Source organism: Streptomyces sp. NPDC048270, from assembly GCF_040652335.1.
Lineage (GTDB): Bacteria > Actinomycetota > Actinomycetes > Streptomycetales > Streptomycetaceae > Streptomyces.
The window spans coordinates 31,527-43,699 of the sequence record NZ_JBEZLV010000045.1; the positions used below are offsets into that span (position 1 = coordinate 31,527).

12 protein-coding genes are annotated in these 12,173 nt (G+C 72.9%); 9 read left to right on the forward strand and 3 right to left on the reverse strand.

Features of this window, described 5'->3' with window-relative positions; all coding sequences use genetic code 11:
- Positions 1-50 precede the first annotated feature (50 nt).
- The 4 genes from AB0D66_RS29225 (at position 51) to ilvD (ending at position 4,510) form a co-directional block, all read left to right on the forward strand.
- Entirely contained in the window at positions 51-989 is a 939-nt protein-coding gene (locus AB0D66_RS29225) for a Ppx/GppA phosphatase family protein (protein WP_362309852.1), read from the forward strand.
- A 95-nt stretch (positions 990-1,084) separates the two neighbouring features.
- Positions 1,085-1,918 (forward strand): sugar phosphate isomerase/epimerase, encoded by an 834-nt coding sequence (locus tag AB0D66_RS29230; RefSeq protein ID WP_362309855.1) that lies wholly within the window; start codon positions 1,085-1,087, stop codon positions 1,916-1,918.
- Positions 1,915-2,532, forward strand: a complete 618-nt coding sequence (locus AB0D66_RS29235) for a TetR family transcriptional regulator (protein WP_069920769.1) — start codon at positions 1,915-1,917, stop codon at positions 2,530-2,532. Before AB0D66_RS29230 ends, AB0D66_RS29235 begins: the two co-directional genes overlap by 4 nt.
- 127 nt (positions 2,533-2,659) lie before the next feature.
- Positions 2,660-4,510 carry a dihydroxy-acid dehydratase gene (gene ilvD, locus AB0D66_RS29240; protein WP_362309859.1) on the forward strand — a complete coding sequence of 617 codons (1,851 nt, stop codon included), beginning with the start codon at positions 2,660-2,662 and terminating at the stop codon, positions 4,508-4,510.
- 64 nt (positions 4,511-4,574) lie between these two features.
- Here the strand turns inward: ilvD and AB0D66_RS29245 are convergent, their stop codons facing one another.
- The gene (locus AB0D66_RS29245; protein WP_362309862.1) at positions 4,575-6,728 is read right to left on the reverse strand and encodes a serine/threonine-protein kinase; all 2,154 of its coding nucleotides are present in this window, start codon (positions 6,726-6,728) and stop codon (positions 4,575-4,577) included.
- Positions 6,729-6,833: 105 nt separating this feature from the next.
- Here AB0D66_RS29245 and AB0D66_RS29250 point away from each other — a divergent pair, with 105 nt between their 5' ends.
- The 5 genes from AB0D66_RS29250 to proC all read left to right on the forward strand — a co-directional run bounded on the left by AB0D66_RS29250 (position 6,834) and on the right by proC (position 10,356).
- Positions 6,834-7,136, forward strand: a complete 303-nt coding sequence (locus AB0D66_RS29250; RefSeq protein ID WP_362309865.1) for an SH3 domain-containing protein — start codon at positions 6,834-6,836, stop codon at positions 7,134-7,136.
- 155 nt (positions 7,137-7,291) lie between these two features.
- A complete protein-coding gene (locus tag AB0D66_RS29255; protein WP_362309886.1) occupies positions 7,292-7,768 on the forward strand; it encodes a hypothetical protein in 477 nt (158 codons plus the stop codon).
- Positions 7,769-7,878: 110 nt separating this feature from the next.
- Positions 7,879-8,685, forward strand: a complete 807-nt coding sequence (locus AB0D66_RS29260) for an ABC transporter ATP-binding protein (RefSeq protein WP_362309868.1) — start codon at positions 7,879-7,881, stop codon at positions 8,683-8,685.
- Positions 8,682-9,437 carry an ABC transporter permease gene (locus AB0D66_RS29265; protein WP_362309871.1) on the forward strand — a complete coding sequence of 252 codons (756 nt, stop codon included), beginning with the start codon at positions 8,682-8,684 and terminating at the stop codon, positions 9,435-9,437. Before AB0D66_RS29260 ends, AB0D66_RS29265 begins: the two co-directional genes overlap by 4 nt.
- A gap of 109 nt (positions 9,438-9,546) precedes the next feature.
- Entirely contained in the window at positions 9,547-10,356 is an 810-nt protein-coding gene (gene proC, locus AB0D66_RS29270) for a pyrroline-5-carboxylate reductase (RefSeq protein WP_362309874.1), read from the forward strand.
- 55 nt (positions 10,357-10,411) lie between these two features.
- Here proC and trpS read toward each other — a convergent pair whose 3' ends face one another.
- Positions 10,412-11,410, reverse strand: a complete 999-nt coding sequence (gene trpS, locus AB0D66_RS29275) for a tryptophan--tRNA ligase (RefSeq protein WP_362309877.1) — start codon at positions 11,408-11,410, stop codon at positions 10,412-10,414.
- A 532-nt stretch (positions 11,411-11,942) separates the two neighbouring features.
- Positions 11,943-12,173, reverse strand: a 231-nt coding sequence (locus tag AB0D66_RS29280) for a hypothetical protein (protein WP_362309880.1), incomplete at its 5' end; no start/stop codon positions are given.

Consider the following 12,173-nt stretch of genomic DNA (forward strand, 5'->3'; position numbering starts at 1 on the left):
AGCGCCCCTTACTCAACCCCTGCGCGTTCGTCGCAGTAGCGTTTCCCCCTATGAGACTCGGTGTCCTTGATGTGGGTTCGAATACCGTCCATCTGCTGGTGGTGGACGCGCACCCCGGCGCGCGCCCGCAGCCGGCGCACTCGCACAAGGTGGAGATGCGGCTGGCGGAGCTCCTCGACGAGAGCGGAGCCGTGACGCCCGAGGGCATAGAGCGCCTCGTCTCGGTGATCGCCGACGCGGTGCAGGCCGCCGAGGACAAGGGCTGCGAGGACGTCCTGCCCTTCGCGACGAGCGCGGTGCGCGAGGCCACCAACGCCGACGCGGTGCTGTCGCGGGTCAAGGCCGAGACCGGTGTGGACCTGCCCGTGCTGAGCGGTGAGGACGAGGCGCGGCTGACGTTCCTGGCCGCGCGCCGCTGGTTCGGCTGGTCGGCCGGGAAGCTGCTGGTCCTCGACATCGGCGGCGGCTCGCTGGAGATCGCGTACGGCATCGACGAGGACCCGTACGCGGCCGTCTCCCTCCCGCTGGGCGCGGGCCGGCTCACGGCGGGCTGGCTGCCGGGCGACCCGCCGGACGCGCTGGACATCAGGGCCCTGCGCCGGCACGTGCGGGCGGAGATCGCGCGGACGGTGGGGGAGTTCACCCGCTTCGGCACCCCGGACCACGTCGTGGCGACGTCGAAGACCTTCAAGCAGCTGGCCCGCATCGCGGGCGCGGCCCGCTCGGCGGACGGCCTCTACGTGCAGCGGGACCTGACCCGCAAGTCGCTGGAGGAGTGGGTCCCGCGGCTGGCCGCGATGACCACGGCCCAGCGGGCGGCCCTCCCGGGCGTCTCGGAGGGCCGGGCGAACCAGCTGCTGGCGGGGGCGCTGGTCGCCGAGGGCGCGATGGACCTCTTCGGCGTCGACGACCTCGAGATCTGCCCGTGGGCGCTGCGCGAGGGCGTCATCCTGCGCAGGCTCGACCACCTGCCGACGGGCACCGCCTGAGGGAGCCGGGCCGACGGGCGCCGCCCGGGGAGCGCCGGGGCCCGCGGGCGACACGCGCCCGGGGGAGCCGGGCCCGTACCCCGTACCCTGTGTCCGTGGCAGAACCAGTCCGTGTCCCGACCGCGAAAGTCGCCCTGTCCACCGCCTCCGTCTATCCGGAGTCCACGGCGACCGCCTTCGAGATCGCCGCGCGCCTCGGCTACGACGGCGTCGAGGTCATGGTCTGGACGGACCCGGTCAGCCAGGACGTCGACGCCCTGCGCCGGCTGTCCGACCACCACCAGGTGCCGATCCTCGCCATCCACGCCCCGTGCCTGCTGATCACCCAGCGGGTCTGGTCCACCGACCCCTGGACCAAGCTCCAGCGCGCCCAGGCGGCGGCCGAGCGGCTCGGCGCGTCCACCGTGGTCGTGCACCCGCCCTTCCGCTGGCAGCGCCAGTACGCGCGGGACTTCGTCACGGGGATCTGGCGGATGGCCGACGAGACCGACGTCCGGTTCGCCGTCGAGAACATGTACCCCTGGCGCTACCGCGACCGCGAGATGCTGGCGTACGCGCCCGAGTGGGACGTGACGAAGGACGACTACCGGCATTTCACCGTCGACCTGTCGCACACCGCGACCGCCCGCACCGACGCCACCGGGATGATCGACCGGATGGGCGACCGGCTCGCGCACGTCCACCTCGCCGACGGAAACGGTTCGGCGAAGGACGAGCACCTGGTCCCGGGCCGCGGTACGCAGCCCTGCGCCGAGCTGCTGGAACGGCTCGCCCGTACCTCCTTCGACGGGCACGTGGTGATCGAGGTCAACACCCGGCGCGCCATGTCGTCGGCCGAGCGCGAGGCCGACCTCGCCGAGGCGCTGGCCTTCACCCGCCTGCACCTCGCCACCGCGCCCGCCCCGCGCGACGGGGTCCGGCGCCCGTGACCGAGCCCGTGAAGCGCCGCCGCGGCCCCGGCCGGCCCCGCCAGGACGAGGTCGAGGAGGGCCCCGGCACCCAGGAGCGCATCCGCCTCGCGGCCCGCTCCGAGTTCGCCGCGCGCGGCTACGACAAGACCTCCGTACGCGGCGTCGCCAAGGCCGCCGGTGTGGACCCGGCCCTGGTCCACCACTACTTCGGCAGCAAGGACGACCTCTTCGCCGCCGCCATCGAGCTGAGCATGGAGCCGGCGATGGTGGTCCCGGCGATCCTCGGCGAGGGCCCGGACGGCATCGGGGAACGGCTCGCCCGCTACTTCCTGGGGATCTGGGAGAACCCGGTCACCCGGGCGCCGCTGCTGGCCGTGATCCGGTCCGCGCTGACCCACGAGGCGGCGGCCTCGGTGCTGCGCCGCATCGTCCTGCGCCGCGTCCTGGAGCGGGTGGCGGCCGACCTCGACGTGCCCGACCCGACCTTCCGCGCCGAGCTCGCCGCCTCCCACATGGTCGGCATCGCGATCCTGCGCTACGTCGTCCAGGTCGAGCCCCTCGCGTCCGCGGACCCGGACGACATCGTGGCCCTGGTGGCGCCCACCCTGCAGCGCTACCTGACCGAGGAATGAGCCGCCCGTCCCGGCATGCGGACCTGCTGTCCGTATCGCGGGCCGGGAGCGTAGCCTCGTAACTGATTCATATCTACAGTCGTGGCCGCGCTCGCAAGGCCGGCCGCACTCATGGGGAGTGAACCCGATGCCCGAGCTGAGGTCCCGCACCGTCACCCACGGCCGCAACATGGCGGGGGCACGCGCCCTTATGCGTGCGTCGGGCGTAGCGAGCGAGGACATCGGCAAGCCGATCATCGCGGTCGCCAACTCCTTCACCGAGTTCGTCCCCGGGCACACGCACCTCGCCCCGGTGGGCCGGATCGTCTCCGACGCCATCCGCGCCGCCGGAGCCATCCCGCGCGAGTTCAACACCATCGCGGTCGACGACGGCATCGCCATGGGCCACGCCGGCATGCTGTACTCCCTGCCCTCCCGCGACCTCATCGCGGACAGCGTCGAGTACATGGTCGAGGCCCACTGCGCCGACGCCCTGATCTGCATCTCCAACTGCGACAAGATCACCCCGGGCATGCTGATGGCCGCCATGCGCCTGAACATCCCGGTGGTCTTCGTCTCCGGCGGCCCGATGGAGGCCGGCCAGGCGACCCTCGTCGACGGCACCGTCCGCAAGCTCGACCTGATCGACGCCATGGTCGACGCCTCCAACGAGAACGTCTCCGACGAGGACGTCCTGCGGATCGAGGAGAACGCCTGTCCGACCTGCGGCTCCTGTAGCGGCATGTTCACCGCCAACTCGATGAACTGCCTCGCCGAGGCCATCGGCCTGGCCCTCCCCGGCAACGGCTCGGTCCTCGCCACCCACACCGCCCGCCGCGCCCTCTACGAGGAGGCGGGCCGCACGGTCGTCGAGATCACCAAGCGCCACTACGAGCAGGACGACCACTCCGTCCTGCCGCGCAGCATCGCGAGCCGCGAGGCCTTCGAGAACGCCATGGCCCTGGACATCGCGATGGGCGGCTCCACCAACACGATCCTGCACCTGCTGGCCGCGGCGCAGGAGGCGGGCCTGGACTACGACCTCACCGACATCGACGAGGTCTCGCGCCGCGTCCCGTGCCTGGCCAAGGTGGCCCCGAACGTGGCGCCCGGCGGCACGTACTACATGGAGGACATCCACCGGGCCGGCGGCATCCCCGCCATCCTCGGGGAGCTGCACCGCGGCGGACTGCTCAACAAGAACGTCACCACCGTCCACTCGGACGGCCTGGAGGACTGGCTCGCGAAGTGGGACGCCCGCGCCGGCACGGCCTCCGAGGAGGCCATGGAGCTGTGGCACGCGGCCCCCGGCTGCAAGCGCTCCGCCAGCGCCTTCTCCCAGTCCGAGCGCTGGGAGACCCTCGACCTCGACGCCGAGGGCGGCTGCATCCGCTCGGTCCAGCACGCGTACTCCAAGGACGGCGGCCTCGCCGTGCTGCGCGGCAACATCGCGCTCGACGGCTGCGTCGTGAAGACGGCCGGTGTCGACGAGTCGATCTGGACCTTCGAGGGTCCGGCCGTCGTCTGCGAATCGCAGGACGAGGCCGTCGACAAGATCCTCCGCAAGGAGGTCAAGCCGGGCGACGTCGTCGTCATCCGCTACGAGGGCCCGCGCGGCGGTCCCGGCATGCAGGAGATGCTCTACCCGACCTCCTTCCTCAAGGGCCGGGGCCTGGGCAAGGTGTGCGCCCTGGTGACCGACGGCCGCTTCTCCGGCGGCACCTCGGGCCTGTCCATCGGCCACGCCTCCCCGGAGGCGGCCTCGGGCGGCACAATCGCGGTCGTGGAGGACGGCGACCGGATCCGCATCGACATCCCGAACCGGACCATCGAGCTCCTGGTCGACGAGGCCACGCTCGCGGCCCGCCACGAGGCGCTCGGCGGCGTCTACGCCCCGAAGGACCGCGAGCGCAACGTCTCCGCGGCCCTGCGCGCCTACGCGGCGATGGCCACGAGCGCCGACAAGGGCGCCGTCCGGGACGTCTCCCGCCTGGGCTGACCCACCGCGCCGAACCGCGTCGCGCGATGCCCCCGCACCCCCGAGGTGCGGGGGCATCGCGCGTTCACCATCCCGCGGGATCCCCCGCGGCCACCCCGAACACGGAACCGTCGGGGGCACTCCCGAACACCCGCCCGTCGGCGACCACGGGCGCGGGGACGGTGGCCGTGTAGGTGCCCCGGCCCGTCCCCATCCGCGGATCCGTCTGCCCGACCAGCCGTCCGGCCCGGGCGTCGACCGCGATCAGCCGGCCGTCGGCCGCCATCAGGAACAGCCGCCCGTCGTCGACGACCGGCCGGGAGGCCGCGGCCACGGCCGTCTCCAGCCGCCACGCCTCCTTCTCCCCGGCGACCGCCGTCAGCGCGCCCGAGATGCCGATCAGGTACACGACGCCGTCCGGTCCCACGGCCGCCTCGGCCTGCAGCTGCTCCACCGACAGCGGGGTCCGCCGTACCGCACGCGTGGCCAGGTCGACGCGCACCACCGCGACGGACATCCCCTCCAGGTCGCCGGCCAGCAGGTGCAGTGCGCCCTGTGCGACGCCGACCGGCTTGAGCAGCCCGGGTGCGCGCAGCTGCCAGCGCACCGTGCCGTCGGCCGGATCGACCGCCGAGAGCTGCGAGGACGTGCCGTCGTCGGCGCGCGTCGACACGTACAGGTCGAGGGCGCCGTCCGGCCGGCCGGGACCGGTGAGCCACACGGACCCCGTCCGTCCCAGGCGCTTGCTCCAGATCACGTCGCCGGTGGCCGCGTCGAGCGCCGTGACCGTCCCGTCCGCCCCGGCGGCCAGCACCTTCGAGCCGGCCGGCAGCACGGTGGCGTTCCGCGCGACGTCCTTCTTCCACCGCGCGACGCCCGTGGCCGGGTCCAGTGCCTGGAGCAGCCCGCTGCCGGGGGCCACGGCGAGGACGAGTCCGCCGCTCGCGACGGGCGCGATGGCGGTGGCGCCCGGCGTACGGGTTCCCGCGCCCGGCGCGGGCACCGACCAGGCGAGGGCGCCGTCGGCCGGGTCCAGCCGGGCGGCGACGAGGCCCGGGGTCGAGCAGTACAGCGCGCCGGCAGCCGCCGCGCACGCGGAGACCGTGTTCCCGGGACCGCGGTCGCCCAGCGGGGCCGACCACGGCGCGGGGGCCGTCGAGGGGGCGGCCGGGTCCTGTGCCCGCGCTGCCGCGGGCCCCGCGGTGTCCCCGCCGCCGAACCACGGGTATCCCGCGGCGGCGGCTCCGCCCGTCAGCAGCAGGGCGAGGGCGAGGACGAGGGCGGCACGGCGTGGCCGCCGGCCCGTCCCGGCGGGCTCGGGGACCCGCACGCGCCGGTGCGTGACCTCGTCGGCGGCGGACGGCGGCGGCGCCGAGAGCGGCCGCCGGGGCTGCGGTATGAAGGCGCGGGTCTCCTCGCCCGTCGGGTACGCGGCCGCCCGCAGCTCTCCGAGCAGGGCGTCGGGGGTCGGCCGGTCGCCGGGGTCCTTGGCGAGGCAGCGCGCGATGACCGGCGCGAGGGAGGACGGCACCCCGGTCAGGTCCGGCTCGCTGTGCACCACCTGGTAGGCGACGAGGTAGTGGCTGTCGGAGTCGAAGGGCCCGCGGCCGGTCGCCGCGTGGACGAGCACCGCCCCCATCGCGAACACGTCCGCCGCCGGTCCGACCTCCCGCGGCCGCTGGAACTGCTCGGGCGCCATGAACGGGGGAGTCCCGATGAGCTTTCCGGTCTCGGTCCGCAGATCGCTGTCGGCGGGCCGGGAGATCCCGAAGTCGATGACGCGCACCCCGTCGGGCGCCATCAGGACGTTGCTGGGCTTGAGGTCCCGGTGCACGACACCGGCCCGGTGGATGTCCCGCAGCGCCTCCGCCAGCCCGGCGCCGAGCCTGGCCAGCGCCCCGGGGCCGAGGGGCGCCTCCCGTACCTGCTCGGCCAGCGTGGGGGCGTCGATGAACAGGGTGGCCATCCACGGCCGCTCGGCATCGGGGTCCGCGTCCACGACGGGAGCGGTGAACGCGCCGCTCACCCGGCGGGCGGCCGCGACCTCCTGGCGGAACCTGGCCCGGAACTCCGGATCCATCGCGTGCTGCGCGTGGACGACCTTGACCGCCAGCCGCAGTCCGGACGCCGAGGTGGCCAGATGAACCACTCCCATGCCACCGGAACCCAGGACGGATTCCAGCCGGTACTGCCCGGCGTACTCCGGAAAACCGGCCCGTTCCGCGCGCAGTGGATGCACTGCCGACCACCCCCGCCGGAGCCTAGTCGATGGCGCATATGAAGCGGTAAGGGCCTGCTACCCTGCGCGAGTTGCAGAGCGTCATGCTCAAGGGGGAGATTTCCGATGTCGGTTGAGAACGAAACGCACGCGGTCCAGACCCTTTCCGAAGGCTCCGGCTACAAGTCCTACCCGGTCGCGCCCGGCGTCCAGCTCAACGTGCGCAGCGGCCCGGGCACCGGCTATCCCGTCGTCGCCGTCCTGCCGCTCGGCGCCCGGGTGACGATCCGCTGCCAGTGCGCGGGCACCACCGTCTCCGGCCCGTACGGCACCACCAACCTGTGGGACTGCGTCGGCAACGGCCAGTTCGTCTCCGACGCGTACGTGAAGACCGGCAGCGACGGCTACGTCGCCGCGCACTGCGGCTAGCCGCACCCCGGGCCACCGCCCGTCTGACACGTGAGACACACCCGGTCCGGCCGGCCCGGCGGGGGATAATCGCTGACGTGAGCGACGACCAGCGAGACCAGAACCCCACCGGGCCGGCCCAGGCCCCGGGCGCCCCGGCCGAGCCGGCCCCGGCCGTGCCCGCCGGACCCGCGCCCGAGCCGATCCGGTTCTTCGGCACCACCTGGGTGAACCACGACGGGGGCTACGCCCTGCGCCGCGCCGCCGTCGCCGCCGGCTCGCTGGTCACCGCCGTCGCCGCCGCGGTGCTGCTCCGCCTCTCCTACGAGGGCCTGGCGCTCGGCAACGTCGGCCCCTTCCTCAGCATCTCCGTCGTCGTCCTCTTCGCGATCGCCAGCTCCATCGCCTTCGCCAAGACCTGGGAGTCCTTCAGCCGCCGCCCGGCCCCCTCCTCCGACGAGGCCGCCCTCAAGGGGCTGAAGGCGATCGGTTTCATCGGCTCCCTCATCGCGTACTTCCTGCGCTGCCTCGTCGAGGCCCCGGGCGAGAAGCTGCGCCGCGCCGAGTACGAGCGCTCCGTGGCCGATTTCGCCCGCCGCCGCAGCGCCCGTACCGGCAACCCCGCGGCGCGCCGCACCAAGCGCAAGAAGTAGCCGGCGCAAGAAGTAGCCGGCGCAAGAAGTAGCCCCGGAACCCGCCCCCGGCGGCAGCGGCTCCGTCCCGGCGATTGACGCCCGGCACAGCCAGGAGCATTATTCATCACATGATGAATAACCCGCCTCCAGAGACCCCGGAAGCCCCCGCCGCCGTGCACGCCGCCGGCCTGACCGTCCGCCGCGGCACGGGCCGAGCCCCCCGCACCGTCCTCGACCGCATCGGCTTCGACGTCCCCCGCGGCCGCATCACCGGCCTCCTCGGCCCCTCGGGCTGCGGGAAGTCCACCCTCATGCGCGCCATCGTCGGAACCCAGGCCCGCGTGAGCGGCACCCTCGACGTCCTCGGCCGCCCCGCCGGCCACCCCGAGCTCCGCTCCCGCATCGGCTACGTCACCCAGGCGCCCTCCGTCTACGACGACCTCACCGTCCGGCAGAACCTCGACTACTTCGCCGCGGTCCTCGACCCGGGCCGCGCCGCCGCCGACCGCCGCGCGGCCGCCGTACGCCAGGCCATCACCGACGTCGACCTGACCACCCACACCGACGCCCTCGCCGGCAACCTCTCCGGCGGCCAGCGCAGCCGCGTCTCCCTCGCCGTCGCCCTGCTCGGCACCCCCGAGCTCCTCGTCCTCGACGAACCCACCGTCGGCCTCGACCCCGTCCTGCGCCGCGACCTCTGGAACCTCTTCCACGAGATCACCCGCACCCGCGGGGCCACGATCCTCGTCTCCTCACACGTCATGGACGAGGCCGAGCGCTGCCACGACCTCCTCCTCATGCGCGAAGGGCGCATCCTCGCCCAGGACACCCCCGACGCCCTGCGCGCCCGCACCGACTCCGCCACCGTCGAGGAGGGCTTCCTGCGCCTCGTCGACGAGGCCAACGCCACCGCCGCCAGGGAGCCGCAGCGATGACCACCACCTCCTCGATCAACGCCGCCCGCACCACCGCCACCGCCGGCCGCGTCCTGCGCCAGCTCGGCCACGACCCGCGCTCCATCGCGCTGATGCTGCTGGTCCCCGTACTGATGCTGACGCTGCTCCGCTTCGTCTTCGACGGCAGCCCGCGCACCTTCGACGGCATCGGCGCGTCACTCCTCGGGATCTTCCCCCTCATCACCATGTTCCTGGTGACCTCCATCGCCACCCTGCGCGAGCGCACCTCCGGCACCCTGGAGCGCCTCCTCGCCATGCCGCTGGGCAAGGGCGACCTCATCGCCGGCTACGCCCTCGCCTTCGGAGCCGTCGCCGTCGTCCAGTCGCTCCTCGCCACCGGGCTCGCCCTCTGGCTCCTGGGCCTCGACGTCGTCGGCTCCCCCTGGCTCCTCCTGCTCGTCGCCCTCCTCGACGCGCTCCTCGGCACCGCGCTCGGCCTCTTCGTCTCCGCCTTTGCGGCCTCCGAGTTCCAGGCGGTCCAGTTCATGCCGGCGGTGATCTTCCCCCAACTGCTGCTGTGCGGCCTGTTCGCGGTCCGCGACACCATGCACCCCGTCCTCGAAACCCTCTCGGACGTGCTGCCCATGTCCTATGCGGTCGACGGCATGACCCAGGTCCTCACCCACACCGACATGACCGCCGACTTCGTCCGCGACGCCGTCATCGTCGCCGCCTGCGCCCTGCTCGTCCTCGCCCTCGGCGCGGCCACCCTCCGCCGCCGGACCCCCTAGCCCGCACGGGCCGCCCACGGACCGGACACCCCGCCCGGCGCACCGGCCCGAGTGCGAGGATGATCCCGTACGCAGTCATACGCAGCGCGTTCGGCGAGGTGAATCGGGCATGACCCAGACAGTCGCAGTCCTCGGTACCGGCAAGATCGGCGAGGCCCTGCTCAGCGGGATGATCCGGGGCGGCTGGCCCGCCTCCAAGCTCCTCGTCACCGCCCGCCGCGCGGAACGCGCCGAGGAGCTCCGCGCCCGCTACGGAGTCGAGGCCGTCAGCAACGCCGAGGCCGCCAAGCGCGCCGACACCCTCATCCTCACCGTCAAGCCGCAGGACATGGGCAAGCTCCTCGAAGAGCTCGCCCCGCACGTCCCCGCCGACCGCCTGGTCATCAGCGGCGCCGCGGGCATCCCGACCGCCTTCTTCGAGGAGCGGCTCGCGCCCGGCACCCCCGTCGTGCGCGTCATGACGAACACCCCCGCCCTCGTCGACGAGGCCATGTCCGTCATCTCGGCCGGCAGCCACGCCACCGCCGCGCACCTCCTGCACACCGAGGAGATCTTCGGCGGCGTCGGCAAGACCCTGCGCGTCCCCGAGTCCCAGCAGGACGCGGCCACCGCCCTCTCGGGATCCGGACCCGCGTACTTCTACTTCCTCGTGGAGGCCATGACCGACGCCGGGATCCTCCTGGGCCTGCCCCGCGCCCAGGCCCACGACCTGATCGTGCAGGCCGCCATCGGCGCCGCCGTGATGCTCCGCGACAGCGGCGAGCACCCGGTCAAGCTCCGCGAGGCCGTCACCTCCCCGGCCGGAACGACGATCAACGCGATCGTCGAGCTCGAGCGGCACGGCGTGCGCGCCGCCCTGATCGCCGCCCTCGAAGCGGCCCGCGACCGCAGCCGCGAGCTCGCCTCCGGCAACAGCTGAGCCGCGGGTACGGGCCGCCGCCCGAGCGGTGGCCCGTCCGCCTGCTCTCACCTCTTCACGGAGCCAGCAGCCCGATGGCCTCGTACGCCCGGTCGACCACCGGCCGCGCCAGCTCCCGGGCCCGCGCCGCCCCCTCCCGCAGCACTTTGTCCACCTCGGCCGGATCGGCCGCCAGTTCGGCATGCCGCTCCCGCACCGGCCGCAGCAGCTCGACCACCGCGTCGGCGACGTCCCGCTTGAGCGCGCCGTAGCCCGGGTACCCCTCGGCGAGCCGCACGGGATCCCCGCCCGTACAGGCGGCCAGGACGTCCAGCAGGTTCGCGACCCCGGGCCGCGCCTCGCGGTCGTAGGCCACCCCGTCGTCCCCGCTGTCGGTGACCGCCCGCATCACCTTCTTGCGGACGACCCCCGGCTCGTCGAGCAGATAGACGATCCCCGTGCCGTTCGCGTGGGACTTCCCCATCTTCGACGTCGGCTCCTGGAGGTCCATGACCCGGGCGGCCACCGCCGGGTGCGTGGCCCTGGGCACCGTGAACGTGTGCCCGTACCGCTGGTTGAAGCGCACGGCCAGGTCCCGGGTCAGCTCCACGTGCTGCCGCTGGTCCTCGCCCACGGGCACCTCGTCGGTCCGGTACGCCAGGATGTCGGCCGCCATCAGCACGGGATAGGTGAGCAGCGACAGCCGTACGCCGTCCCCGGCGGCCTGCGCCTTCGCCGCCTTCTCCTTGTACTGGATCATCCGGCGCAGCTCCCCGTCGGTGGCGGTGCACTCCAGCAGGTAGGCCAGCCGCGTGTGCTCGTCGACGTGGCTCTGCACGAACAAGGTGCACCGCTGCGGATCCAGCCCGGCGGCGAGCAGCAGCGTCGCCGCCTGCCGGCTGAGCCGCCGTACGCGCGCCGGCTCGTGCTCGACGGTCAGGGCGTGCAGGTCGACGACACAGAACAGGGCCTCGTCCGGCGCCTGATCGGCGGCGACCCACTGCCGTACGGCGCCCAGGTAGTTGCCCAGCGTCAGGTGCCCGGTCGGCTTGACCCCGCTGAAGATCCTCGTCATGTCCCGCTCTCCCTTGTGTGTGGTGCCGGGGCCGCCGCGACGGGCGACCGAGCCCACCCCCGGGAGGGGAGAAACGAAAACGGCCGCCGAAGCGGCGGCCGTTGAGCGCATGCGTGCTCGCGTTGCAGTCGGCCGCCGTCAGGCGGCCCACCAGCAGAGGCTGAGCGTGAGCGCATGCGTAGTCATGGACCCAGGGTAGACGGAACGGGATGAAGACGTCGTGAAGTTCGCGCGCCGGTGCGGCCGGTCGCGACCGGTCAGCCGGGGGTTGACACAGCTGTGCCCGGTCCGTAAGGTTCTTCGAGTTGTCCGAAGTGAGCGCCGACTCCGGTCGGTCCCCGGACAGCCATCCCGCACTGCACATTCGAACGAACGGCTGACTTTTGTCGTCTCGTTTTCATGCGTATTTGCGAATGAGGAATCCGCGTCCGAGGACGCCGCCGCCGATTAGGTTCGGGGGCAAGGAATCCGCTACTGTCTCACTCGCCGGAAGGGCCCAACAGCCCGGAAGGCAAGCCCCGCTGACTGGGAGTCAGGCCCGAAAGGATCTGATAGAGTCGGAAACGCCGGAAAGGGAAAGCGCGAAAGCGCGGAACCTGGAAAGCACCGAGGAAGTCGGGCCCGAAAGAGTCTGATAGAGTCGGAAACGCAAGAACAGCAAGAACAGTAAGAACACAGAACGAAAGCCCGGAGGAAAGCCCGAGAGGGTGAGTACAAAGGAAGCGTCCGTTCCTTGAGAACTCAACAGCGTGCCAAAAATCAA